Here is a 24,575-nt window from a genome sequence, read left to right on the forward strand (position 1 = left end):
TACGTCCGGTCTGCCGGGGGAGGACCCATGGCTCACCAGACTTCCGTTCCGTTCCGTGCCGGGTCCGAGGGTTACGCGAGCTTCCGCATCCCGGCCGTGGTCAGCACCGGCCCCGCGGCTTTCGACGACACCGCCACCGGTCCCGGATCCGGTTCCGGCACCGCCACCGATCCCGGTCCCGGCACCGCCACCGACCCCGGCGTCCTGCTCGCCTTCGCCGAGGGCCGGGTGCACAGCGCCGCCGACCACGGTGACATCGACATCGTGCTGAAACGCTCCACCGACGGCGGCCGCACCTGGGGCCCGCTCCAGACCGTCGCCCGCAACGGCACGGGCACCGTGGGCAACCCGGCCCCGGTCGTGCTGGACGGCGGCCGGGTCCTGCTGGTGCACGTACGCAGCGCCGCCACGGCCACCGAGGACCGCATCCGCCGCGGCCTGGTGTCCGCCGCCGACGGGCGGCGCGTCTGGGTGCAGCACAGTGACGACACCGGCGCCGCCTGGAGCCCGCCGCGTGAGATCACCGCGCAGGTCAAGCGCGCCAACTGGCGCTGGTACGCCACCACCCCCGGACACGCCCTCCAGCTCCGGCGCGGCCCGCACGCCGGGCGCCTGGTCGTCCCGGCCAACCACTCCATCGCCCCCACCGTCTCCGGCGACAACGGCACCGAGGGCCGCTACAACGGCGGCCACGTCCTGCTCAGCGACGACGGCGGCGCGAACTGGCGCATCGGCTACACGGACAGCAACCCCAACGGCTACATCAACGCCAACGAGACGACCGCCGCCGAACTCCCCGACGGCACCCTCTACTTCACCACCCGCAACGACTCCCCGGCCCCCGGCAACCGCGCCGACGCCCACTCCGCCCCCGCGGACGCCGGCGAGCGCCTGATCAGGCCGTTCCGTCCGCAGGCCGGCCTGGTCGGGCCCGTCGTCGAAGGCAGCGTGCTGCACCTGGGGGAGCCCGACGTGCTGCTCTTCTCCGGCCCCGCCGACCCGGACGCCCGCGCCCTGATGACCGTACGGGCCAGCCGTGACCGCGGTCTGACCTGGCATCCCGCGCACACCGTCGACGGACTCCCGGCCGCCTACTCCGACCTCGTACGGATCGACGCGGCGACCGTCGGACTGCTCTACGAGACGGGCGACTTCAGCGCCTATTCGACGATCACCTTCCGCCGCATCCCCGTGGAGGAGCTGGTATGAGCACCGGGACGTACGACAGCGGCCGGGAGAGTGGCCGGGGACAGGGCCGGGGGCCCGGTCGCCTCCGCCGCCGGGCCCTGCTCGGCGGGGCCGCCGCGGCCGCCGCCGGGTTCACGCTGGCCGGGTGCGGCGACGGCGCCGACGGCGACGCGGCTCCGCAGGAGCGCAAGAAGGGCCAGAAGATCACGCTGTCGTTCTGGTCCTGGGTGCCGGGCATCGACAAGCCGGTGGACCTGTGGAACAGCGGGCACCCCGAGGTGCAGGTCGAGGTGGAGACGGTGTCCGCCGTGGACGGCCGCCAGTACGCCAAGATGCACGCCGCCGTCAAAGCCGGGAACCCGCCGGACCTCGCCCAGATCGAGTTCCCCGTCGTCCCCGGCTTCCTGCTCGACAACGCCCTGATGGACCTGTCCGCGCTCGGCGTCGCCCGCTACAAGGACCGGTTCGTGGGCTGGCAGTGGCAGCAGTCGGTGTTCGGCACGGGCGTCTACGCCGTTCCGCAGGCGTCCGGCCCGATGGGGCTCTTCCTGCGCCAGGACCTCTTCGACCGGTGGAGCATCCAGTTCCCGCAGACCTGGGACGAGTACGAGGAGGCGGCGAAGGCGGTTCGTCGGCAGGGTGCCTGGATCGAGACGTTCGCTCCCGCCAACGGCAACCGTTTCGCCGGGCTGGCCTGGCAGGCGGGCGCCAAGTGGTACGCCGCCCAGGGCGACACCTGGACCGTGCACATCGACGACGAACCCACCCGCAAGGTCGCCGACTACTGGGAGTCGCTGGTCCGGCGCAAGCTCGTCAAGACGATCCCGGACCGGCAGAACGCCTGGTACAAGGACATCCAGACCGGCGCCATCCCGGCCTGGATCGGCGCCAGCTGGGGCGACGCGCTGCTGGCGGGCAACGCGCCCGGCACCAAGGGGAAATGGCGGGCCGCGCCCCTCCCGCAGTGGCGGAAGGGCGCCGACGCGCACGCCAACTGGGGCGGTTCGACCACCGCGATCTTCGCGAAAACCTCCTACCCCAAGGACGCGCTGGACTTCGCCCTGTGGCTCAACAGCGACCCGAAGTCCATCGCGCTGCTGATCGACGGCGGCTACGGCTTCCCGAGTGCGAAGAAGGGCTACGCCACCGCCGACCTCGACGTGCACCAGGACTTCTTCGGCGGGCAGGCGTACAGCAGGGTCTTCGCGGACGCGGGCGCGCACGTCGACACCAGCTGGCAGTGGGGGCCGGGCGTGGACACCCTCTACCAGCGGCTCGGCGACGCGTTCACCGAGGCGCTCGGCAGCGGCGGATCGTTCCGCTCCGTGCTCCGCGCCGTACAGGCGCAGACCGTCTCCGACCTGCGGGGCAAGGGCCTGAAGGTGGAGAGCGGCGGGTGAGCGGAACGGACCGGGGCCGGCCCGCCACCGGGCGCGTACAGCGCACGCGTCACCCTCATAACTCTCGTAACTTCCGTAACTCCCGTAACCCCCGGCTCACCCGTACCGAAGCCCGCAACGCCCGCGCCGCAGCCGCCTTCGTCCTGCCCTTTCTCGCCCTCTTCCTCCTCTGCTTCGTCGCCCCGATCGGCTACGCCGTCCACCAGAGCCTGCACCGCACCGAGCGCACCGGCCCGCTCGGCCTCGGCGGCCAGGAGCGCGAGGTCTTCGCGGGCCTCGCCAACTATGCGCACGCGCTCGCCGACGACCGTTTCCTGACCGGCTTCGGCCGGGTCCTGCTCTTCGGTGTCGTACAGATACCGCTGATGATCGCCCTGGCGACCGCTCTCGCCCTCCTCCTGGAGAGCGCGAGCGCGCGCGGCATCCCGTTCTTCCGCAGCGCGTTCTTCCTGCCGTACGGCGTCCCCGGCGTCATCGCCTCCATCCTGTGGGGCTTCCTGTACGTACCGGGCATCAGCCCGCTCGTGGAGATCGCCGGATCGCTCGGCCTGCACGTGGACTTCCTCGCCCGCGACACCGTCCTGTGGTCCATCGCCAACATCGTCACCTGGCAGTTCACCGGCTACAACATGCTCGTACTGATCTCCCAGCTCAAAGCCGTACCGGACGAGCTGTACGAGGCGGCGCGCATCGACGGCGCGAACGCCTGGCACCTCGCCCGGCACATCAAGATCCCGCTGATCCGGCCCGCGCTCGTGCTGACCACCGTGTTCAGCATCATCGGCACGCTCCAGCTGTTCGCCGAACCGATGGTGCTACGGCCCCTCGCCGCCACCATCGACTCCGGCTTCACCCCCAACCTGCACGCCTACAGCGAGGCGTTCGTCAGCAACAACCAGCACATCGCGGCGGCCGAGGCGGTGCTGCTGGCGCTGGTCGCCTGCGTGCTGTCGTTCGGCTTCCTGCGGCTGGTCGGGCAGCGCGGCGACGGGAGCGGCCGATGAGCCGGGCCGCCGGGCGCGACGCCTCCGGCCACGACGCCTCCGGCCATGACGCCTCCGCGGCTCGCGACGCCTCCGTACGGCCGTCCGGAAGTCCTGCCCGCCCCGCACGCCGCTCCACCCGGGCCGCCGCCACCCGCCCACCCCTCCGCTACCGCATCATCACCGCCTCACTCCTCACCGTCGCCGCGCTCTACTTCCTCACCCCCGTCTACTGGCTCACCGTCTCCGCCACCAAGAACAGCGCCGACCTCTTCGGCACCTTCGGCTTCTGGTTCGCCCACCCGCGCCCCCTGGAACACCTGCGGGACGTCCTCACCTACGACCACGGCATCTACGTACGCTGGTTCACCAACTCGCTCCTGTACGCGGGCGTCGGCGCCCTCGCCGCCACCCTGCTCTCCGCGGCGGCCGGCTACGCGCTCGCCAAGTTCCCGTTCCCGGGCCGCGAGGCCGTCTTCAACCTCGTCCTCGCAGGCGTCCTGATCCCCGGTACGGCCCTCGCCCTCCCCCTCTACTTCCTCTTCAGCACCATGGGCCTCGCCAACACCTACTGGGCCGTGCTCCTCCCCAGCATCGTGAGCCCCTTCGGCGTCTACCTCTGCCGGATCTACGCGGCGGCCGCCGTACCCGACGCGCTCCTGGAAGCGGCCCGCATCGACGGCGCGGGCGAGGCCCGTATCTTCGCCGGCCTGGGCCTGCGCCTGATGACCCCGGCCCTGGTCACCGTCTTCCTCTTCCAGTTCGTCCACATCTGGAACAACTACTTCCTGCCGCTGGTCATGCTCGCCGACTCCGACCTGTATCCGATCCAGCTCGGCCTGACCTCCTGGACCGGGTACGCGGACCGCCGGCCGGAGCTGTACCAGTACACGGTGGGCGGCGCGTTCCTGTCCGTACTGCCGCTGATGGTGCTGATGACCGTCCTGCAGCGGTACTGGCGTACGGGGCTCACCGAGGGCAGCGTGAAGGCGTGACAGTATCGCTGTCATGACTACTCCTGACGACGCGACGACCGGCAACGGCGCGCAGCCCGTGAATGTCGCCACCGAAGCCAAGAAGGCGCTCAAGAGGGACCCCTGGGACCTCCCCGACGTGTCCGGCCTCGTCGTCGGCGTCCTCGGCGGCACCGGCGACCAGGGGCGCGGCCTGGCCTACCGGCTCGCCCGGGCCGGCCAGAAGGTGATCATCGGCTCGCGCGCGGCGGAGCGCGCCCAGGCCGCCGCCGGCGAACTGGGCCACGGCGTCGAGGGCGCGGACAACGCCGAATGCGCGCGGCGCAGCGACATCGTCATCGTCGCGGTCCCGTGGGAAGGCCACGCCAAGACCCTCCAATTCCTCCGCGAAGAGCTGACCGGCAAACTCGTCATCGACTGCGTCAACCCGCTCGGCTTCGACAAGAAGGGCGCCTACGCGCTCAAGCCGGAGGAGGGCAGCGCCGCCGAACAGGCCGCGGCCCTGCTCCCCGACTCCCGGGTCACCGCCGCCTTCCACCACCTCTCCGCCGTCCTCCTCCAGGACCCGGAGACCGAGGAGATCGACACCGACGTGATGGTGCTGGGCGAGTCCCGCGCCGACACCGACCAGGTCCAGGCCCTGGCCGCCCGCATCCCCGGCATGCGCGGCGTCTTCGCCGGCCGCCTGCGCAACGCGCACCAGGTGGAGTCCCTGGTCGCCAACCTGATCTCCACCAACCGGCGCTACAAGGCGCACGCGGGGCTGCGGCTCACGGACGTGTAGCCACGGGCCGGGCCGGCCTGCCGGCGCTCCTCCCTTGCCCGTATTCAGCGCTCTTCGATATCCTGCAAGGCTGTCCACTTCCGTGGAGGGCTGTGCGCCCGGTACGGCGGGCGAGGGAAGGAGCGTGATCCATGCGGTGGTTGTCCCGGCCGCCCGCCCGGACAGCCCGGGGGCACGGGCGGCGGGTTCCGGAAGGAACGCGATGTCCCGTACGGACAAGACGAAACCCCTGTGGATACGCCACGCGGAACATGGCCCCCGCCCCGTCCACGACCACCGCCACGGCCCCTGCGACCTGCCGCCGCACCCGGCGCGGAGGCCCGCGGACACCCGCTGCCGGTGGGAGGACTCCGGCATGATCCTGTCCGGCTCCACCTGCTGCGCGGGCTGCCATCGCCGCGGCTGCGGCAAGGAGTGGCAGGAGTACGTCAAGGCCGGCAACCGCAGGACCCGCTACACGGGACGCCGCGAGGCGCGGCGTTACGTCACGGGAGAGCTGACCGACTGATCATGGGGGCGGCCGCCGGGCCGCCCCCGCCCCACCCGGGACCCCCCCAGGCCCTCCCCACCTGGGCCCGCTGGCCTTGAGCCCCCGCCCGTACGTCCCGGCCACCGGGGCCTGAGGCCACGCCTCCGCCCCCATGGTGGACACTGGACACTGGAGGAAAACCCCCATACCCCTCGCACAGGAGCCGACCTCATGCCCCGCCTCGCCGTCTTCGCCCTCGTCGTCTGCGCCCTCGCCGTCGCCGCGGCCGTCGTCTCCTTCGTCCAGGGCAGCTGGCTCGGCATCGTGTGGATCCTGATGGCGGGCATCTCCAGCAACATGGCGTGGTTCTACGTACGCAAGGCGAAGATGGACCGGGAGCGGCGGGAAGGGGCACCGGCGGCGGGCTGAGGGTTTGCCGTAGCCGCGTCAGGTGGTGATCCCCCTCGGCGCAGCGATGTGCCGTACACGCGCACAGGGATCAGAGCGCATACGGGTCCGCGTGCACGGCGTCGTTCAGATGCTTGAGGGTGTCGCGGAGTCGCGAGGGGGCTTTCGCTGAGGTGAGCCCGTTCTGTACGGCTTCGTCCAAGAGGCGCAGGGTGCGTGCGGACGCGGTCTCGCCGACGGTAGACACTGTCCCGAGTGCCAGCTCTTCGGCGTCCCGCCATGCGTGCAGGTGCAGCAGGCAGTCCAGCAGCCGGGCAGGGGCCATGCCCCGGTGGCCGACCACGGGCCCGCCTCGCTGCTCCGTGGAGAGCTGGAGGAAGTGCACGGCGCCCGCGTGGTCGCCCGCTGTCTGGAGGGCGTGCCCGTGATGCCCGTCGATCTCGTTCGGCATGATCCACCATGACCAGGCGGGGTCGTCCGACGTGCCGTCGCACTCCAGCAGCGAGTGCGCCTTCTCGAACGTCCGGCTCGCCTGGGCCAGCTCCTCGCGGTGCCTTCCGAGCCAGCCTGCGTGCATCGCCATGTTCTGCAGAATGAGCAACTTGATCGACCGGCCACCCGACAGCCTGGCCAGGAACAGCGCCTCACGGTTGAAGCGGCGAGCGGCGTCGTGCTGCTCGGCGTCGAAGAGGACCCAGCCGGCGACCTCGGCCAGCTCGCTCGCCGCCGACCTGATGTCTCGCTCGTACGTACTGTCGTAGTCGCCGTGCCCCAGCCGCTTGTGCACGCTCTTGAAGGTGCGCGCCGCCACCTCGGCGACGGGCATGCCCGTCAACTCGTTGTCCAGAAAGATCAGCCGCTGGGACGCCTCACGGATGGCCTGGACGTACTCGGCCCCGCGTGTCGCGTCCAGGCGCAGCAGCGGCAAGGGGTCGGGAACGTCCTCACGTTCCTGTGCATGCTCACCCCGGAAGCGGCGGACGCGAGCCCCGGTGTTTTCCGGCATGACTCCATAGTGGCCGACACGCGGCCGGCAAGAGGCCGACACGGGGCGGGCGTTGTGCGTGGCGCGGCGGCGACAGGTTGTCCCATGCACGAACACCGAGGCGCCCTCGGTCCACCCGTCCTCCACCACGGGCAAGAGCCCCTACCCTGGTGCCAGAGGTAGGTGATGCCATGTCTCCGGAGATCTCGTCCAACCTCCGCAAACACCGCCGTCGCCTGGGGTGGAGCCAGGAGCGGCTGGCCGAGGCGGCCGGAGTCTCCCCGGGCACCGTACGCAAGCTGGAGCAGGGCGGCGTGGCCCGCGTCGAAACGCTGGCGCAGCTCGCGGAAGCCCTGAACGTCGACACAGCGGCACTGTTCGCCCCGCCTGCCAGCCCCGAACCCATACGTGACGACGGCCCCAGCCGCCAGCAGCTGCTGGATCTCCGCCGCCACTTGATGCCGCCCGTCGGGCTCTTCGACGCGACCGGGCCGCCCGAAGAAGGCGTGGCCCGCGGCGTGCTGCTCCAGGACATCGACGAAGCACACGCCCTCTACCAAGCCGACCGCTACGACTCGGTCGCGCGCCGGCTGCCCGGCATCCTCTCCGTTGCCGGAGGGAGTGTGCGCGCGGCCGACGGAGATGATCAGCGGCGCCAGGCACTGGTGACCCGTGCCCGCGCCTTGTTCCTTACGGGCAAGTACTTGACCCAGGTCCGGCAGTACGACCTGGCGTACCAAGCGCTGGTCGCAGGCATCCGGGACGCCCGGGAGATCGGAGCGACGCCCACAGCCGCCGTCGGCGTCATCGGCATGTGCTGGCTCCTGCTGCGACAGGACCGCTTCGCCGAATGCGCAGACCTGGCGTCGGACACCGCCGACGCGGTGGAGCCCAGGATCTCGAAGGCGACGCCGGAGGAGCTGGCCGTCTGGGGCGAACTGCTGCTCCGCGTCGCCGCCGCTGCCGTACGCAACAACCGGAAGGCGGAGGCGAAGGACGCCCGCAGAATGGCCGCCACCGCCGCACAGGCCATCGGCCGCGAACATATCGACTTCCGGACCCACTGGGGACCGTTCGGACCGGCCACGGCGGAGATCAAGGTCATCGAAGACCTGTCACTGAAGGGGGACGCGCGGGGCGTCCTGCGGCGAGCGGACACCGGGCCCCTCCACCCCGACAGCCTCAAGGCACACGGCACTCCCACCAGCAATGTGTGGGGCCGCTACCGGCTGGACGTCGCCCAGGCCCACAGCCGGAGCGGTGCTCACCATGACGCCACCGAGATACTCATGGGCATCTACCGGTCACACCCGGAGTGGATGCGGCATCAGCCGATGGCGCGTCGCGTGGTCGAGAAGGTGCTGAGGACTCGGATGCGCACACTCACCGCAGACATGCGAACTCTCGCCTCCCACCTGGGGGTCAACGGCTGACTACCACGTCCCGTGGTGGCTGCGTGAGCGTCCGCGCCGGACTGCTACGTGGAGTGTCTGGGCCGCGCCTGTGCGCACGCGTCATGGTGTCCCCATGAACGAACACCGAGGAACCCTCGACCGCCCCGTCCACCTGCTCGACCCCTTCGCCGGGGACATCGACCCCGCCCCCAGGGAAGGCTGCGCCCGCTGCGTCGCGGAGGGTGAGCGTCGTACCGGGGCGCGGGCCGCGGGGCTCGTCTTCGTGGCCGTGGAAGCGAGTCACGAGATCCGGCGGCACCCCCGCCACTGGCCCGCGATGAGCGGCAACCCGCAGGACGACAGCGACAGCGGCAACAAGCACGGTGGCGGCGGCTCCGACGAGGGCGGCAACACGAATGACGGCCAGGGCCCGGCGGAGGGCCGGTGACCGTGCACGACGACATGGCGGCGGGCCCGGAAAGGCTCGCCGCTGTACTCATGGAAAAGGGCACGCTGACGAGTGACTGGCTGCCCGCGTACGAGGCCGCGCCGCGTCATCTGTTCGTGCCCGGGGTGATCTGGCCCGGGCGGGGTGGCATGAATCGGCAGGACGAGAGGGTGGTCCGCGACGAGGAGCCCGTTACGTGGTGGGCGGCCGTTTATCGGGATGCGCCGATCACCACGCAGTGGGATGACGGGGCGTATACCGGCGCCGGGAAGGGCAGGGTTCCGTCCAGCTCCAATTCCATGCCGACGATGGTCTTTTCGATGCTGGACGCGTTGGGCGTGGAAAAGGGCCACCGGGTGTTGGAGATCGGCACGGGTACGGGCTGGAACGCGGCTCTGCTGTCGCACCGGGTCGGGGCAGGGAATGTCGTGACCGTGGAGGTGGACGAAGGCAGCGCCCGGGACGCGCGGCGGCGCCTGGAGGCGGCGGGGTTCGAGCCGGTCACGGTGGTCGGGGACGGGGCCGAGGGATGCGCCGGGAGCGGCCCGTACGACCGGGTGATCGCCACGTGCTCCATCGGCAGCGTGCCCCGCCCGTGGGTCGCGCAGACGAAGTCGGGTGGCGTCATCGTCGCTCCCTGGGGGCCGGTTTACGGAGGTGAGGCGGTGGTCCGCCTCACGGTGTCCGGGGACGGTACGGCGGCGGGCCGGTTCGTGGGGTCGTCGGCGTTCATGCGGCTCCGCGCCCAACGCGTCGGACGCGAACACGTACGGGAATATCTCGGGGGCCGCGCGTGGCCGGCGGACGGAACGCGCAGTACGACTTCCCTTTCTCCGGAGGAAGTCGGGGACTGGCATGTCATGTTCGCCATCGGAGTGCAGGTGCCGGACGCCTTTCCGTGGAAAGAGCCGTACGCGGACGGTTCCTGCACGCTGTGGCTCCGGGACACGGCAGTCACCTCATGGGCGACGGTCGACCACGTACCGGGGCGCCGGGAATTCGAGGTGTACCAGTACGGGCCCCGGAAACTGTGGGACGAGGTGGTCGTCGCGTACCGCTGGTGGGAGCGGCAGGGGCGGCCGGGATTCGAGCGCTTCGGGCTGACCGTGGACGGTGACGGCGAGCGGGTGTGGCTGGACTCGCCGGAGCGGCCGGTGTCCGGCTGACCGCGTACGGACCGGTGCGGCGTGCCCCGTACGGTCACGCCGCACCCGGCTCCGCCCCTCTACGGCACCTGCGGCTCCCCCTGCCAGAAGCGGAACAGCTGCTGGCCGAAGTACGTGTCCCAGTTGGTGATGCCCAGGGCGCGCAGGATGGCGTCGACCGCGTCGAAGAAGACGGCGTTGACGCCGGGGATCCACAGGAGGCCGAAGACGGCGAGCAGGCCGAACGGGGCGATGGGCTCGACCTGGCGGCGGATCTTGTACGAGAGCCAGGGTTCGATGACGCCGTAGCCGTCCAGGCCGGGGACCGGGACGAAGTTGAGGATGGCGGCCGTGACCTGGAGGAGGGCCAGGAACGCGAGGGCGAAGCGGAACTGCTGCGGGACGCCGTCCATCGCGCCCAGCCAGAAGGGGGCGGAGACGACGGCCGCGAAGAGGATGTTCGTGAGGGGACCGGCCGCCGAGATCAGGCTGTGCCGCCAGCGGCCCCGGATGCGGCCGCGTTCGATGAAGACCGCGCCGCCCGGCAGGCCGATGCCGCCCATGATCACGAAGATCACCGGCAGCACGATGCTGAGCAGCGCGTGGGTGTACTTGAGGGGGTTGAGGGTGAGGTACCCCTTGGCGCCGATGGAGATGTCGCCGCTGTGCAGCGCCGTGCGGGCGTGTGCGTACTCGTGCAGGCAGAGCGAGACGATCCAGCCGGAGACCACGAAGAGGAAGACGGCGAAGCCGGGGCTCGCCGCGAGGCGTCCCGTCCAGACGGCCCATCCCGACACCGCCATGACGGCGACGAGCGCGAGGAAGACCGGGCTGACGCGGCGGTCGGTGCGCTGGGCTGATGTGGTCATGGTGCGGGGCTCCTGGGTGTTGCCGTGGGGCTCGGTGTCGGTGTGCGTGTCGGTGTGTGATGCCGTTACGGGCAGCCATGACCGTATCCGCGGGCGGGGCGGCCGTGCACGGAAAACGATAGGCGGCGGGCGGGAGGTTCCGGGCAGTCTGGGCCCATGACGGATACGGACGCGGTACGGACGGTGCGGGTGTTCCACCGCGACTGGGAGATGGAGTGCTGTGGCACGGCGTTCTCGGTGGGGGACGAGGTCGCGTGGCCGCTGGTCTTCGAGAGCGTTCCGGAGGCGGACGCGGCGGTCTGGGCGGACTGCCTGGACGAGCGGGGACTGCTGCGGACGGTCACGTTGCACGGCGACGCGGCGGACAAGAGGTACGGCGCGCCCCGGATCACGGGGCGGGTCCGGTCGATCCACGTGGCGATCGTGGGATACCGGGGGGCTGAGCCGGTGCCCGGTGAGCGGTGGCTGCGGCCGGTCGAGCGGTGCCCGAAGCGGTTCTCCGACCGTGTCCCGGATGGTGTGGGAGATCGGGGCGGGAGGGCGCGTACGGGGCCGGGCGCTGGGAGGGCGCATACGGGACTGGACGGCGGGAGGGCGCGTACGGGGCCGGGTGGTGGCGGGGAGAGCCGGAGCGAGGGGGCTTATCGGCGGGTCGAGCGCGGCGTCGTCGTCGAGATCGACGTGGCGTGTGCGGAGCGTGGCGCGTGAAGCGGCCGCCCGTACAGGACAATGGGCCGGTGCGCTACGGAATCCTCGGCACCACCCAGGCCCACCGGAGCGACGGCACGCCCGTCGCCCTCGGTGGCTCGCGTCTGCGCGCACTGCTCACGGCGCTCGCGCTGCGGCCCGGGCGCGCGCTCACCGCCGACCTGCTGATCGCGGACGTCTGGGGCCCGGAGCCGCCCGCCGACGCGAACGGCGCGTTGCAGGCCCTGATCGCGCGGCTGCGCCGGTCCGTGGGCCGGGACGCGATCGCCTCCGTACACGGCGGGTACCGGCTGTGCGCCGACCCGTCCGACGTGGACCTGCACCGTTTCGAGGAGCTGGCCGCCGAAGGGGCGCAGGCCCTGGACGGCGCCGATCCGGTCAAGGCCGCCGTGCTGCTCGACGACGCCCTCGCGCTCTGGCGCGGCCCGGCGCTGGCCGACCTCCCGGAGGCGGCGGGCGAGGCGGCGCGCGCCGAGCGCGGCCACCTGGACGCCCGCCGCAACCGGCTCGCCGCGGAGGTCGCCCTCGGGCGTCCCGGCCAGGCGCTGCCCGCGCTGGCGTCCCTGTGCGCGGACCATCCGCTGGACGAGCCGCTCCAGGCCCTGCGCCTGCGCGCCCTGCGAGCCGCTGGCCGCACGGCGGAGGCGCTCGACGCGTACGCCTCGGTGCGGGCTGCCCTCGTCGATCGACTGGGTGTCGAGCCCGGCCTCGAACTGCGGGGCCTGCATGGGGAGTTGCTGCGGGGGGAGGGTGCTTCCGCGGGGCGGGCGGAGGTGGCGGGAGCAGGGGTGGCGGAAGCGGAGGCGGCGGAAGCGGGCGGGCCGGCTTCGGGTGCGTCGGCTTTGGACGTGCCGGCTTCGGGCGTACCGGCTTCAGGCATGGCGGCTTCGGGTTCCGGTGGTGGACGTGCCGGTCGGCGGGGCATGGAGACGGCCGTGAGCCCGTCAGCGGGGGCCGGAGCCCGTAATGGGGTCGGCGCCCGGCCTGGCAACCTGCGGTCGCGGCCGACCTCCTTCGTGGGCCGGGAGGACGACCTGGCCGCGATCCGCGCCGACCTGGCCGCCCACCGCCTGGTGACCCTGCTGGGCCCCGGCGGCGCGGGTAAGACGCGGCTCTCGCAGGAGAGCGCCGAGACGGCTGCGGCCGCGGCGCCGGACGCCTGGACGGACGGGGTGTGGTTCGCGGAGCTGGCGCCCGTGGACGACCCGCAGACCGTTCCGGAGGCGGTGCTCACCGCTCTCGGGGCGCGCGAGACCGTGCTGCGCGGCACCACCGCCGAGGAACTGCGCGCCGCCTCCGACCGGTCGGCGCACGACCCGATGGCCCAGCTCGCCGAGTTCTGCGAGCACCGGCGGATGCTCCTGGTCCTCGACAACTGCGAGCATGTGATCGGCGCCGCCGCCGACCTGGCCGACCGGCTGCTGACCGAGTGCCCCGGCGTCACGGTGCTGGCCACCAGCCGGGAGCCGCTGGCCGTGCCGGGGGAGGCGGTGCGGCCGGTGGAACCGCTGCCCGACCCGGTCGCGCTGCGGCTGCTGGCCGACCGGGGGGCCGCCGCGCGGCCCGGGTTCCGTGTCGAGGACGACCCGGTCGCCTGTGCCGAGATCTGCCGGCGGCTCGACGGGCTGCCGCTCGCCATCGAACTGGCCGCCGCCCGGCTGCGGTTGCTCGGCCCGCGCCAGTTGGCCGACCGGCTGGACGACCGGTTCCGGCTGCTGACCAGCGGGAGCCGCACCGTACTGCCCAGGCAGCAGACGCTGCGTGCGGTGGTGGACTGGTCCTGGGACCTGCTCGACGCCACCGAACGAGCCGTGCTGCGCCGGCTGTCGGTCTTCTCCGGCGGCTGTGATCTGGACATCGCGGAGGAGGTCTGCGGGGACGGGCCGAAGGGGTTGGAAGGGGCGGACGGGCCGGACGGGCCGGACGGGGCGGACGGGCTGGAAGGGGCGGACAGGCGGGGTGGCATGGCGGGCTCCCGGACCCGGGTGGCGCCCCGCGACGTGGCCGTCCTGCTCGGCTCGCTGATCGACAAGTCGCTGGTGGTCGCGGCCCAGGACGGCGACGGGCGGATGCGCTACCGGCTGCTGGAGACCGTCTCGGAGTACGCCGGTGAGCGCCTGGACGAGGCGGGGGAGCGGCCCGCGACCGAACGGCGTCACCTGGTCGCCTACCGCGAACTCGCCCGTAACGCGGACCCGTTGCTGCGCGGCCCCGAGCAGCGCGCCTGGCTGGACCGGCTGGAGCTGGAACACGACAACCTGCGCACCGCGCTGCGCCGGGCCGTCGCCGCCCACGACGAGCACGAGGCTCTGTGCCTGCTGCTCTCGCTCCAGTGGTTCTGGACGTTGCGCGACCACCGCGCCGACGCCCGCGCCTGGTCGACCGCCGTGGCGGCCCTCGGCCCCGACCCCTTCGCGCTGCCCGTCGAACCGGCGCCCGTGCTGCACGCCCGGCCCATCGACGCGCCGCCGCCGATGGACCCCGAACAGCTGAAGGAGGCGCGCCGCGAGGCCCGGCTGGTCGGGCTGGCCAGCGTCGAGAGCGACATCGAGGTGCTGCGCAAGCGGGAGCTGCGGGACGAGCTGACCGGCATCCTGGCCGCCTACCGCAGCGGTCTGCCGCAGACCTGCAAGCTGCCGGGCGTGATGTGGTACTACGCGGTGCTGCTGACGGGCCGGTTCGACGAGCTGGCGCAGATGACGGAGGACGCGGTACGCGCCTGCCGGGAGTACGGCTACGCGTGGGAGCTGGCCTTCGTCCTCCAGCTGCGTTCCAAGATCTTCAACGACCGGCCGGACGGCCTGTCCCAGGCCCGCAGGGACGCCGACGAATCCCTGGAGATCTTCGTGCGGCTCGGGGACGCGTGGGGCGCGGCGGAGGCCATCGCGGGGCGCGGCGAGTCGCGTGAGGGGCGCGGCGAGTACGCGCTCGCCGCCGAGGACTACCGGGCGGCCATCCGCTACGCCGAGGAGCTCGGGGCGCGCAGCCAGGTGCTGCTGCTCCAGACCCGGCTGGGCAGCGTGCTGATCGAGGACGACGACGAAGCGGCCGGCGAGCGGCTGCTGTACGAGGTGCTGGAGCGGGCGAAGGAGCGAAACAGCGGCCGGGACGCGGTGTCGTTCGCCCATCTGACGCTCGCGATGCACCTCACGTGCGCGGGCCGGCTCCAGGAAGCGCGCGGTCATCTGGAGGAGGTGCGCAAGGCGTTCGGCCAGCGCGGGCCGGAGATGTTCAAGGGCGTGCTGGCCATGTCCCTGGTCTCCCTGGACATCGAGGAGGGGAAGTACGCCGCCGACATGCTGCCCCGGATCCGGTCGGCCATGGAGCTGTTCCAGGACGAACTGACGCAGATCGTCGCGCCCGACCTGCCGGTGATCCAACTCCTGACCGGGGCGCGGGCGCTGCTGGGCGTACGGGGCGCGGCGGCCGGCGGCCCGGACGCGGCCCGGCTGATCGGCGCGTACGACGCGCTCCGCTCCCGCTCGCACCGGCCGCAGCGGATCATCCGGAAGGACCGGGCGGCGGCCGAGGCGGAGGCGCGCGCGGCGCTCGGCGACGACGCCGCCTACGAACGGGCGTACGCCGAAGGCGGCGGCCTCTCTCTCGAAGAGGCCACCGCCCTCATCTGACGCGAGCCGGGCGAAGGTGACGCGTCAGGATTCTCAGGTCTTCTTGCGGAACTTGTTCACCGCGAGGGGCGCGAAGACCAGGGTGATGCCGGCGGTCCAGGCCAGGGTGATCAGTACGGGGTGGGCGACCGCGCCCTGGCCGTTCATCAGGGCCCGGGCCGCGTCCGCCAGGTTCGACAGCGGGTTGATCTTGGTGAACGCCTCCATCCAGCCCGGCATCGTCGTGGGCGGGGCGAATATGGAGGAGCCGAACTGCAGCGGCATCAGCACCATGAAGCCCACTCCCTGCACCGCCTGCGGCGTCTTCATGGTCAGCCCGAGCAGCATGAAGATCCAGGTCAGCGAGGAGCCGAAGAGCAGCGCCAGGGCGACGGCCGCCAGCAGCTCCAGCGGGCCGGTCCGCAGGTCGAAACCGATCAGGAACGCCAGCGACAGCAGGATGACGGTGGAGACCAGCATCCGCCCCGACTCCACGAGCATCTTCGCCGTCAGCACCGAGGAGCGGGCGATCGGCATCGTGCGGAAGCGGTCCATCACCCCCTTGTTGAAGTCGTCGTTGACACCGGAACCGACCGACATGGCGATGTTCAGACCGCCCATCGCCAGCAGACCGGGGATGATGTAGTTCACGTACGCGGAACGGTCGCCGCCCAGGCTGCCGCCCATCGCGCCGCCGAAGACGTACACGAACAGCAGCGTGAAGACGATCGGCATCAACAGGGCGTCGAACATCGACTCCGGGTCGTTCTTGATCTGCATCGCGTTGCGGCGCACCAGGGCGCCCGTGTGACGCAGATGGGCCCGCGGGCCGATCCGGCCCTCGTCGGCACCCGGCCGCTGCGGCCTGCCCGGCGCCGCCACCGTCGCGGCACTCATGCCGGAACCTCCTCGAACTGCTTGTCCTGAACGTCCTGCTGGTCCCGCGGCCCGTCCTCGGGGCCGCCGCTGCCGGCCTCCGAGGTCTTCTGGCCGGTGATGGCCAGGAACACCTCGTCCAGGCTGGGCAGGTGGGTGTTGATGCCGGAGATCGTGAAGCCCCGCTCGCCGAGCATGCCGACCACGGCGGACAGCTGCTCGTCGCTGACGATCGGCACGTTGACCACGCCGTCCTCGTGGTCGGCGGTGGCGCCCGCGACGCCGTCCAGGCCGGCCTGCGCGATGGCGCCGACCATGCGGTCCAGCTCGTCGCGCCGCGCCGGGCGTATCTGGAGCGTACGGCCGCCGACCTTGGTCTTCAGCTCGTCGACCTCGCCCTCGGCGATGACCCGGCCGCGGTCGATGACCGTCAGCTCATGGGCCAGCTGCTCGGCCTCTTCCATGTACTGGGTGGTGAGCAGGACCGTCGCGCCGTCCCGCACCATGCTGCGGACCTCGTCCCAGACCTCGTTGCGGGTGCGGGGGTCGAGGCCGGTGGTCGGCTCGTCCAGATACAGCACCGCGGGCCGGCCGATCATCGAGGCGGCCAGGTCCAGGCGGCGGCGCATACCGCCGGAGTACTTGGCGGCGGCCCGGCCGGCGGCCTCGGTGAGGGAGAACCGCTCCAGCAGCTCGTCGGCCCGCGCGCGGGCGTCCTTGCGGGAGAGGTCCAGCAGCCGGCCGATCATGTACAGGTTCTCCCGGCCGGAGAGCTTCTCGTCGACCGAGGCGTACTGCCCGGTGAGGCCGATGGTGCGGCGCAGCGCACGCGGCTGGCGCACCACGTCGAAGCCCGCCACGGTCGCCGTGCCGGCGTCCGGGACCAGCAGGGTGGACAGGCAGCGGACCAGCGTCGTCTTGCCCGCGCCGTTCGGCCCGAGCACGCCGAGCACGGTGCCTTCCCGTACATCGAGATCCACCCCGTCCACGGCCTTCACCTCGCCGAAGTGCTTGACCAGCCCCCGCACTTCGACGGCGTTCCCCGCGCCGTTGGATGTCGTCTTTCGCGTCATGCCCCCACGATGGCAGGCCCCACTGACAAACGACCGACAGCTGACCGACAGCCCAGGTGGGAGCGGTGCGGGGCCGTGCAGGGCCGAAGGCGGCGGGCTGGCGGCGGGTCGGCGGCGGACCGACGGTGGATCGGCGGCGTACCGGCGGCGTACCGGCGGCGGCGCCGGGAAGACGCCGCCACCGGAGTCCCGTCAGCGGAAGCTGTGCTCCTGCGCCGGGAACGTGCCGCCGACGACCTCTTCCGCGAAGTCCTTGGCCGCGCTGCCCAGGACCTCGCGCAGATTCGCGTACTGCTTGACGAAGCGGGGCACATGGCCACTGGTCAGACCGGCCATGTCCGTCCAGACCAGGACCTGGGCGTCGCAGCCGATGCCGGCGCCGATGCCCACCGTGGGGATGTGCAGCGAGCGGGTGACCTCGGCGGCCAGCTCGGCCGGCACGGCTTCCAGGACGACGGAGAAGGCCCCCGCGTCCTGCACGGCCTTGGCGTCGCGCAGCAGTTGCTGGGCCGCCTCCTCGCCGCGGCCCTGCACCGGGTAGCCCCCGTACGCGTTGACGGACTGCGGCGTCAGGCCGACGTGGGCCATGACCGGGATGCCGGAGGAGACCAGCAGCTCGACCTGGTGGGCGGAACGCTCGCCGCCCTCCAGCTTGACCGCGCCCACACCGGCCTCCTTGACCAGGCGGGTGGCGTTGCGCAGGGCCTGGACCGGGCTCTCCTGGAAGGCGCCGAAGGGCAGGTCGGCGACGATCAGGGCGCGCTCGGTGCCGCGGACGACGGCCGCGGACAGCATCGTGATCTCGTCCATCGTGACCGGCACGGTGGACTCGTACCCGAGGTGGCAGTTGCCCATCGAGTCGCCGACCAGCAGCACCGGGATGCCGGCCTCGTCGAAGACGGACGCGGTCATCGCGTCGTAGGCGGTGAGCATGGGCCACTTCTCGCCGCGCTCCTTGGCGGCGGCGATGTCGCGCACGGTCACGCGGCGCGAGCTCTTCCCTCCGTACAGCGCCTTCTTGCTGCTGTCGGACGCGGGCTTGGCGGCGGGTCCGCCGGGTGCGGGTGTCTTGGGTGCGGGCGTCCCGTCCGCGGGCGGATTCTGGGCAGGCGAAAGCTGCGTCATGGCGACGGCTCCTGTTCGTCATCTCGAAGCGCCCTGACGGCGTCTCCGGACTCCCTTCCATGCTGGCACGTGCCGCGGGGGGAGTGGAAGGGGCGTCGCAGGGGTGCCCTGGACACTCCTGCGATACGGAACGGGCCCGTATCGGAATCAGCGTAGGGTGGGGACATGGCCAGCTCATCGACCCCCGCCGGCATAGCCGACGCGCCCCGGCTCGTGCCGGAGCACATCCACCGCCGCCGCTGGGTGATCCTTTCCGTCCTGATGCTCAGCCTGCTGATCGTGGTGCTGGACAACTCGATCCTCAACGTGGCGATGAAGACGATCGCCACCCCGGCCCCCACCGGCCTCGGCGCCACCCAGAGCCAGCTGGAGTGGGCGATCAACTCCTACACGCTGGTCTTCGCGGGCCTGCTGTTCACCTCCGGGCTGCTCGGCGACCGCCTGGGCCGCAAGAAGGTGCTGATCTTCGGGCTGGTGGTGTTCGGCGCCGGCTCGGTGCTGGCCGCCGTCGCCGGGTCGCCCGGCCAGCTCATCGCCTTCCGGGCCGTGATGGGCCTGGGCGGCGCCTTCGTGATGCCCGCCACCCTCGCCGTCCTGATGAACGTCTTCGAGCGGGACGAGCAGCCGAAGGCGATCGGCATCTGGGCGGGCGGCGTGGGCCTGGCCATCGCGATCGGCCCGATCGCGGGCGGACTGCTGCTGGACCACTTCTGGTGGGGTTCGGTCTTTCTGGTGAACGTTCCGATCGTGCTGGTCGCCCTGGCCGCGATGGTCCTCCTGGTGCCCGACTCCAAGAACCCCCGGCCGGGCAAGCTGGACCCGGTCGGTGTGCTGCTCTCGGTCGTCGGCCTGGTGCTGCTGGTGTACGGGATCATCAAGGGCGGCCAGCTCGCCGACTTCACCGATCCGCAGGTGCTGGGCACCGTCCTGGGCGGACTGCTCGTCCTGGTCGGGTTCGTGCTGTACGAGAAGCGCATCGATCACCCGTCGATCGACGTCGATCTCTTCCGTAAGCCGGCTTTCTCGGCCGCCGTCGGTGCCATCGCGCTGGTCTTCTTCGCGCTGATGGGGGTCACGTTCTTCGTCGTCTTCTACGTCCAGAGCGTGCGCGGCTTCACGCCGCTCCAGGCGGGCCTGCTGATCCTGCCGCTGGCCGCCGCCCAGATGATCTTCGCGCCCCGGGCCCGGCACGTCGTCGACCGCTTCGGCTCACGCGTGGTCTGCACGGTCGGGATGCTGCTGGTCGCCGCCACCATGTCCGGCTTCCTGCTGCTGGACACCGACACCCCGATCTGGGTGCTGGAAGTGCTCTTCTTCGTCCAGGGCACCGGCATGGCGCACATCATGCCGCCGGTCACCGTATCGATCATGCAGGCGCTGCCGCGTGAGAAGGCGGGCTCCGGATCGGCGCTCAACAACACGTTCCGGCAGGTCGGCGGCACGCTCGGGGTCGCCGTACTGGGCTCGCTGCTGTCCACGGTCTACCGCGACGGCATCGAAGGGACACTGCGGTCCGTCCCCGGCCTGACCGAGACCGCCCGGCACGCAGCGGGCGAGTCCATCGAGGCGACACTCGGGCTCGCCCGGAGCCTGGGCCCGGCCGGGCAGGCGCTGAAGGACGACGCGACCGCGGCGTTCATCCACGCCATGCACGTCACCGCGCTCGGCTCCGCCGCCATCGCGGTGCTCGGCGCCGTCGTGGTCGCCGCCTTCCTGCCGGGCAGGATGGGGAACGACGCGCGCGGTACGGACCGGGCGAAGCAGGAAAAGGCGGAAGCACGGACATGAGCGGGACGCCGGGGGAGGACGTGACGGAAGGGGACGTGGCGGGGGAGGACGTGTTCGGGGAGGACGTCGCGGCGGGGGCGCAGGCGGCGGTTCGTACGCCGGGCGCCGCGTACGCCGCGGACAGCCCGGATACCCCGGATACCCCGGATACCCCGGATACCCCGGATACCCCGGATACCCCGGATACCCCGGACGCCCCGGACCCCCGTACCGAAAGCCCCCGCCGAGGCCGCCCCCGCAGCGCGGCCGCCGACACCGCGATCATCGAAGCCGTACTGCGCATGATCGAGGACGGCGTCTCCATCGGGGAGCTGTCGATGGAGGGCATCGCGCGCGAGGCAGGCGTCGGCAAGGCCACCGTCTACCGGCGCTGGCCGGGCAAGAGCGCCCTGATGCTGGACGTGATGCGCTCGCTGGACACGGACGTGCCGCCGCCGGCCGGGGTGTCCGTACGCGACGACCTCGTGGGCATCATCGAGTTCCTGCGCATCCGCGGCCTGGCCAAGCGCAACTCGGCGCTGCTGCGCACCGTCGTCACGCACGTCAAGGCGCAGCCCGCGCTCTGGCGGGAGTACCACGAGACGGTGGTACAGGCCCGCCGCGAGGTGCTGCTGTCCGTGCTGCGCCGCGGCAGGGAACGCGGCGAGGTGCGGACGGACCGGGACATCGACCTGCTCGCCGACCTCTTCGTCGGCCCGGTGCTGTCCCGGGCCGTGCTGCACGAGTGGGCGGACCTGCCGGAGGGGCTGGCCGAGGAGATCGTCGACACGGTGCTGGACGGCGTACGGCCGCGGGGCTGACGTCCGGCCGGCGCCGCTCGTCGCCGGGCCGGTGCCGCCTGCCGTCCGGCCGGTGCCCGCCCGTGGCCCGTGGTCCGGAGAGCGTCCGAAGATCGTCCAGGGGCCGTCCGAAGATCGTCCGGATACCTTCCGAAGACGGTCGGAGAGATCCGGTCGTCAACCGCCCGACAGCAGCGCCCCATCGAGCGACGAGCAGCCGCGGAAGGCACGTCACCTGACCGCTCCATGACGGGACTATGCCCGTTCTGTCACAGCCCCTGCCACGGCCCTCGCGGCAGGAACCCCGAGCCGTCAGCGCGCCGTCTCCACTTCTAAGAAAACGCATTACGGGCCATCGCCTAGGGTCGGAGACCACAGGTGGGGCGTACGGAGCACGGCAGTGAGGGCAGCGGCATGGCGCAGGCATACATGACGGAGTCGGGGCAGGGCCAAGACCCTGAGCGGGCCGCCTCCGGAACACGGCGCCTGCGCGACTGGTGGCGCCCGGAGGGCATGTGGCGGCGGGGCATCGTGCTCGCGGTCCTGGCGGTCCTGCTCGGGCTGCTGATGATCGTGCACGCGCACGTCCCCAACACCGTGGGCAACCTCGGCAGCCTGCTGGAGACGTTCCTGCCGTGGCTCGGCCTGCTCGGCGTCCCGGTGCTGCTGATCGCCGCCGTGCTGCGGCGTTCCACGACGGCGATCGTCGCGCTGCTGCTGCCCGCCGTCGTCTGGGTCAGCCTCTTCGGCGGACAGGTCACGGACAAGAAGGGCACCGGCGGCAACCTGACCGTCGCCACCCACAACGTGGACGCCGACAACCCCGATCCGGCGGGCACGGCCAGGGACATCGTGAAGTCCGGCGCGGACGTGGTGGCCCTGGAGGAGCTGACCGGCGACGCGCTGCCCACGTACAAGGAAGGGCTGGCCAAGGCGTACCCGTACCGCACGGTGCAGGGCACGGTCGGGCTGTGGAGCAAGCACCCGATCTCCGACGCCGCGCCCGTGAACATCAAGATGGGCTGGACCCGCGCGCTGCGCGCCACCGTCAAGGCGCCCGACGGTCGGCAGGTCGCCTTCTACGTCGCGCACCTGCCGTCGGTACGGGTCAAGCTCAACGCGGGGTTCACCGCCAACCAGCGCGACGACAGCGCGGCCGCCCTCGGCGAGGCGATCTCCAAGGAGCGCATCGGGCAGGTCATCCTGCTCGGCGACCTCAATGGCACGATGAACGACCGTTCGCTGGCCCCGGTCACCTCCCAGATGCGCTCGGCCCAGGGCGCGGCGGGCGACGGCTTCGGCTTCAGCTGGCCGGCCGGTTTCCCGATGGCGCGGATCGACCAGATCATGATGAAGGGGATCGACCCGGTGTCCTCCTGGTCGCTGCCCCGGACCGGTAGTGATCACCTTCCGCTCGCCGCCTCGGTCAAGATCTGACAAAGCCCGGACGGCCGCGGCGCCCCGGGCCGAGCAGGCAGTGCCCGCTAGGCCGGGGCGCCGCGACCGTCCGTCGCCGCTCCTCCGTAACATTCCGTTCTCCCGTCGGAATGAATGGGCTGAGAGACTTTGTTCCGTAGAAGAACTTACGGACATCCAGCCGCGTACGCCGTACGGAACCCCCGGCGCCCCGGCGCGCCGCACGGACCGCTCCGGTGCTCCGGTGCCCAGCGCATCGCAGCACCACCGTGCTCGGGACCGTACGCACGTTTTCGAAAGGTCTCTCATGCCCCTGGCGCTGCTCGCGCTGGCCGTCTCCGCCTTCGGCATCGGCACCACCGAGTTCGTGATGATGGGTTTGCTGCCCAATGTCGCGGACGATCTGGGTACGTCCGTGCCCACGGCCGGCTATCTCGTCTCCGCCTACGCCCTCGGCGTCGTCATCGGCGCCCCGCTGCTGACCGCCCTCGGGTCGCGCCTCCCGCGCAAGCGGATGCTCCTGCTGCTGATGGCCGTCTTCACCGTGGGCAACCTGGCCTCGGCGCTGGCGCCCAGCTTCGGCCTGCTGATCGCCGGCCGGCTGCTCGCCGGGCTCCCGCACGGCGCGTTCTTCGGCGTCGGCGCGGTGGTCGCCGCCCGGCTGGTCAAGGAAGGCCGGCAGGCCCGCGCGGTGGCCACCATGTTCCTCGGCCTGACCGTCGCCAACATCGTCGGCGTGCCCGCCGCGACCCTGCTCGGCCAGCACCTCGGCTGGCGCGCGACCTTCCTGGTCGTGGCCGCCATCGGCCTGGTCGCGATGGCCGCGCTGGCCCGCCTCGTGCCGCACATGCCGCGAGCGGAGCACGGCGGCGTGGCCCACGAGATCCGCGCCATGGGCAACCGGCAGGTCGTCCTCGGCCTGGTCACCGCGGTCTTCGGCTTCGCCGGTGTGTTCGCCGTCTACAGCTACCTCGCCTCGATGATGACCGAGGTCTCCGGCTTCGCCGAGGGGTCCGTCCCGCTGGTCCTGGCGCTCTTCGGCGCCGGAATGACGCTGGGCGCGCTGGCCGCGGGCCCGCTGACCGACCGCGCGCTGCGGCCCACGCTGTACGGGGCGCTCGGCGCCCTCGCCGTGACCCTCGTGGTCTTCACCTACGCGGTGCACGTGCAGTGGGCGGCCCTGGTCTGCGTCGTCATCCTGGGCGCGGTCGGCTTCATGACCACCACCCCGTTGCAGATGCTGGTCATGAAGAAGGCGCAGCACGCGCCGACCCTGGCCTCGGCCTCCAACCACTCGGCGTTCAACCTGGCCAACGCGGGCGGCGCCTGGGCCGGCGGCGTGGCCATCGCGGCGGGCTGGGGCTGGACCTCTCCGGCACTGGTCGGCGCGGTGCTGGCCGTCATCGGCCTGGGCATCGCGGTGACCGCCGGGCTGCTCGACCGCGGCGGCTCCGGGTCCTCGCGCATCGTCGCGAGCAGCGAGGACGCCGACGACGTACCGGCGGAACTGCCGGACCGGGTGAACTGACCCGGCCCCGCCGGACCACCGCGAGAGCGGCCCCCGACCACGACTGTGGCCGGGGGCCGCTTCTGTAGTTCCGGGGTGCGGGAGCGTCAGGCGGCAGGGGTTTCGGCGGTGGCGGTCAGGACCGCGCGGCCGAGGGTGTGACCGGACATGGTGAAGCCGAGAACGGCCGGGGTGGCATCGGCCGGGACGCCGACGGACTCGACGTCGAGGGCGTGCACCACGACGAAGTAGCGGTGCGGGCCGTGCCCGGCGGGCGGGGCGGCCCCTATGTAGCGGGCGGCGCGGGCGTCGTTGGGCAGCTGGTAGGCACCCTCGGGCAGGCCTGAGCCGGTGTCGTCGCCGGCGCCTTCGGGCAGCTCGGTGACGGTGGCGGGGATGTCGGCGACCGCCCAGTGCCAGAACCCGGATCCGGTGGGGGCGTCGGGGTCGTAGACGGTGACGGCGTAGCTCTTGGTGCCTTCCGGGGCGCCGCTCCAGGTCAGCTGCGGGGAGAGGTCCTTCCCGCCGGGGACGCCGGAGGCGTGCTGCTCGGGCGCCCAGGCGGCGCCGTCGGTGACGGTGGTGCTCGTGACGGTGAAGGAAGCCGCCTCGGGGAGGCGGGCGAAGGGGTCGTTGGCGCGCAACGCG

General features: G+C 72.0%; 22 protein-coding genes. 16 read left to right on the forward strand and 6 right to left on the reverse strand.

The window, feature by feature from the left end; all coding sequences use genetic code 11:
- Positions 1-27 precede the first annotated feature (27 nt).
- From JXZ78_RS26360 to JXZ78_RS26390, 7 genes are all read left to right on the forward strand, one after another.
- Positions 28-1,209 (forward strand): sialidase family protein, encoded by a 1,182-nt coding sequence (locus tag JXZ78_RS26360; protein WP_030019797.1) that lies wholly within the window; start codon positions 28-30, stop codon positions 1,207-1,209.
- Positions 1,206-2,588: an ABC transporter substrate-binding protein gene (locus JXZ78_RS26365; protein WP_050502407.1), complete on the forward strand. Its 1,383-nt coding sequence runs from the start codon at positions 1,206-1,208 to the stop codon at positions 2,586-2,588. Before JXZ78_RS26360 ends, JXZ78_RS26365 begins: the two co-directional genes overlap by 4 nt.
- A complete protein-coding gene (locus JXZ78_RS26370; RefSeq protein ID WP_372498445.1) occupies positions 2,585-3,592 on the forward strand; it encodes a carbohydrate ABC transporter permease in 1,008 nt (335 codons plus the stop codon). The genes JXZ78_RS26365 and JXZ78_RS26370 overlap by 4 nt, the downstream gene beginning before the upstream one ends.
- On the forward strand, positions 3,589-4,566 hold the full coding sequence (locus JXZ78_RS26375) for a carbohydrate ABC transporter permease (protein ID WP_078624206.1): 978 nt from the start codon (positions 3,589-3,591) through the stop codon (positions 4,564-4,566). Before JXZ78_RS26370 ends, JXZ78_RS26375 begins: the two co-directional genes overlap by 4 nt.
- Before the next feature lie 13 nt (positions 4,567-4,579).
- On the forward strand, positions 4,580-5,329 hold the full coding sequence (gene npdG / locus JXZ78_RS26380) for an NADPH-dependent F420 reductase (protein ID WP_030019801.1): 750 nt from the start codon (positions 4,580-4,582) through the stop codon (positions 5,327-5,329).
- 202 nt (positions 5,330-5,531) lie between these two features.
- Positions 5,532-5,837 (forward strand): hypothetical protein, encoded by a 306-nt coding sequence (locus JXZ78_RS26385; RefSeq protein ID WP_030019802.1) that lies wholly within the window; start codon positions 5,532-5,534, stop codon positions 5,835-5,837.
- A 192-nt stretch (positions 5,838-6,029) separates the two neighbouring features.
- Positions 6,030-6,227: a hypothetical protein gene (locus tag JXZ78_RS26390; protein ID WP_030019803.1), complete on the forward strand. Its 198-nt coding sequence runs from the start codon at positions 6,030-6,032 to the stop codon at positions 6,225-6,227.
- A 70-nt stretch (positions 6,228-6,297) separates the two neighbouring features.
- Here the strand turns inward: JXZ78_RS26390 and JXZ78_RS26395 are convergent, their stop codons facing one another.
- Positions 6,298-7,212: an NsdA family TPR-like regulatory protein gene (locus JXZ78_RS26395; protein WP_030019804.1), complete on the reverse strand. Its 915-nt coding sequence runs from the start codon at positions 7,210-7,212 to the stop codon at positions 6,298-6,300.
- 170 nt (positions 7,213-7,382) lie between these two features.
- Between JXZ78_RS26395 and JXZ78_RS26400 the strand changes: the two genes are divergently transcribed.
- The 3 genes from JXZ78_RS26400 (at position 7,383) to JXZ78_RS26410 (ending at position 10,199) form a co-directional block, all read left to right on the forward strand.
- On the forward strand, positions 7,383-8,624 hold the full coding sequence (locus JXZ78_RS26400; RefSeq protein ID WP_030019805.1) for a helix-turn-helix domain-containing protein: 1,242 nt from the start codon (positions 7,383-7,385) through the stop codon (positions 8,622-8,624).
- A 94-nt stretch (positions 8,625-8,718) separates the two neighbouring features.
- A complete protein-coding gene (locus JXZ78_RS26405; RefSeq protein ID WP_033037592.1) occupies positions 8,719-9,033 on the forward strand; it encodes a hypothetical protein in 315 nt (104 codons plus the stop codon).
- Positions 9,034-9,182: 149 nt separating this feature from the next.
- On the forward strand, positions 9,183-10,199 hold the full coding sequence (locus tag JXZ78_RS26410; RefSeq protein ID WP_308281063.1) for a methyltransferase domain-containing protein: 1,017 nt from the start codon (positions 9,183-9,185) through the stop codon (positions 10,197-10,199).
- 59 nt (positions 10,200-10,258) lie between these two features.
- On the opposite strand, the gene JXZ78_RS26415 is transcribed toward JXZ78_RS26410, so the two are convergent.
- A complete protein-coding gene (locus JXZ78_RS26415) occupies positions 10,259-11,047 on the reverse strand; it encodes a site-2 protease family protein (RefSeq protein WP_030019807.1) in 789 nt (262 codons plus the stop codon).
- 156 nt (positions 11,048-11,203) lie between these two features.
- Here JXZ78_RS26415 and JXZ78_RS26420 point away from each other — a divergent pair, with 156 nt between their 5' ends.
- Entirely contained in the window at positions 11,204-11,755 is a 552-nt protein-coding gene (locus JXZ78_RS26420; RefSeq protein WP_030019808.1) for a DUF6578 domain-containing protein, read from the forward strand.
- Positions 11,756-11,784: 29 nt separating this feature from the next.
- Complete coding sequence (locus JXZ78_RS26425) at positions 11,785-15,384, forward strand: AfsR/SARP family transcriptional regulator (RefSeq protein WP_050502413.1); 3,600 nt, start codon at positions 11,785-11,787, stop codon at positions 15,382-15,384.
- Between the two features lie 33 nt (positions 15,385-15,417).
- Here JXZ78_RS26425 and JXZ78_RS26430 read toward each other — a convergent pair whose 3' ends face one another.
- The 3 genes from JXZ78_RS26430 to panB all read right to left on the reverse strand — a co-directional run bounded on the left by JXZ78_RS26430 (position 15,418) and on the right by panB (position 18,437).
- A complete protein-coding gene (locus tag JXZ78_RS26430; protein WP_030019810.1) occupies positions 15,418-16,260 on the reverse strand; it encodes an ABC transporter permease in 843 nt (280 codons plus the stop codon).
- A complete protein-coding gene (locus JXZ78_RS26435) occupies positions 16,257-17,312 on the reverse strand; it encodes an ATP-binding cassette domain-containing protein (protein WP_030019811.1) in 1,056 nt (351 codons plus the stop codon). The genes JXZ78_RS26430 and JXZ78_RS26435 overlap by 4 nt, the downstream gene beginning before the upstream one ends.
- A gap of 192 nt (positions 17,313-17,504) precedes the next feature.
- Positions 17,505-18,437, reverse strand: a complete 933-nt coding sequence (gene panB, locus JXZ78_RS26440; protein WP_030019812.1) for a 3-methyl-2-oxobutanoate hydroxymethyltransferase — start codon at positions 18,435-18,437, stop codon at positions 17,505-17,507.
- A 165-nt stretch (positions 18,438-18,602) separates the two neighbouring features.
- On the opposite strand from panB, the gene JXZ78_RS26445 reads away from it, so the two are divergent.
- The 4 genes from JXZ78_RS26445 (at position 18,603) to JXZ78_RS26460 (ending at position 23,948) form a co-directional block, all read left to right on the forward strand.
- Positions 18,603-20,225 carry an MFS transporter gene (locus JXZ78_RS26445; protein WP_030019813.1) on the forward strand — a complete coding sequence of 541 codons (1,623 nt, stop codon included), beginning with the start codon at positions 18,603-18,605 and terminating at the stop codon, positions 20,223-20,225.
- Positions 20,222-21,025 carry a TetR/AcrR family transcriptional regulator gene (locus tag JXZ78_RS26450; RefSeq protein WP_238783389.1) on the forward strand — a complete coding sequence of 268 codons (804 nt, stop codon included), beginning with the start codon at positions 20,222-20,224 and terminating at the stop codon, positions 21,023-21,025. Before JXZ78_RS26445 ends, JXZ78_RS26450 begins: the two co-directional genes overlap by 4 nt.
- A 408-nt stretch (positions 21,026-21,433) precedes the next feature.
- A complete protein-coding gene (locus JXZ78_RS26455; RefSeq protein WP_063726073.1) occupies positions 21,434-22,441 on the forward strand; it encodes an endonuclease/exonuclease/phosphatase family protein in 1,008 nt (335 codons plus the stop codon).
- A gap of 286 nt (positions 22,442-22,727) precedes the next feature.
- Entirely contained in the window at positions 22,728-23,948 is a 1,221-nt protein-coding gene (locus JXZ78_RS26460) for an MFS transporter (protein ID WP_030019816.1), read from the forward strand.
- 86 nt (positions 23,949-24,034) lie between these two features.
- On the opposite strand, the gene JXZ78_RS26465 is transcribed toward JXZ78_RS26460, so the two are convergent.
- Complete coding sequence (locus JXZ78_RS26465) at positions 24,035-24,571, reverse strand: YbhB/YbcL family Raf kinase inhibitor-like protein (protein ID WP_030019817.1); 537 nt, start codon at positions 24,569-24,571, stop codon at positions 24,035-24,037.
- Between the last annotated feature and the right edge of the window lie 4 nt (positions 24,572-24,575).

This window comes from Streptomyces monomycini, assembly GCF_022271435.1.
Classification (GTDB): Bacteria; Actinomycetota; Actinomycetes; order Streptomycetales; family Streptomycetaceae; genus Streptomyces; species Streptomyces monomycini.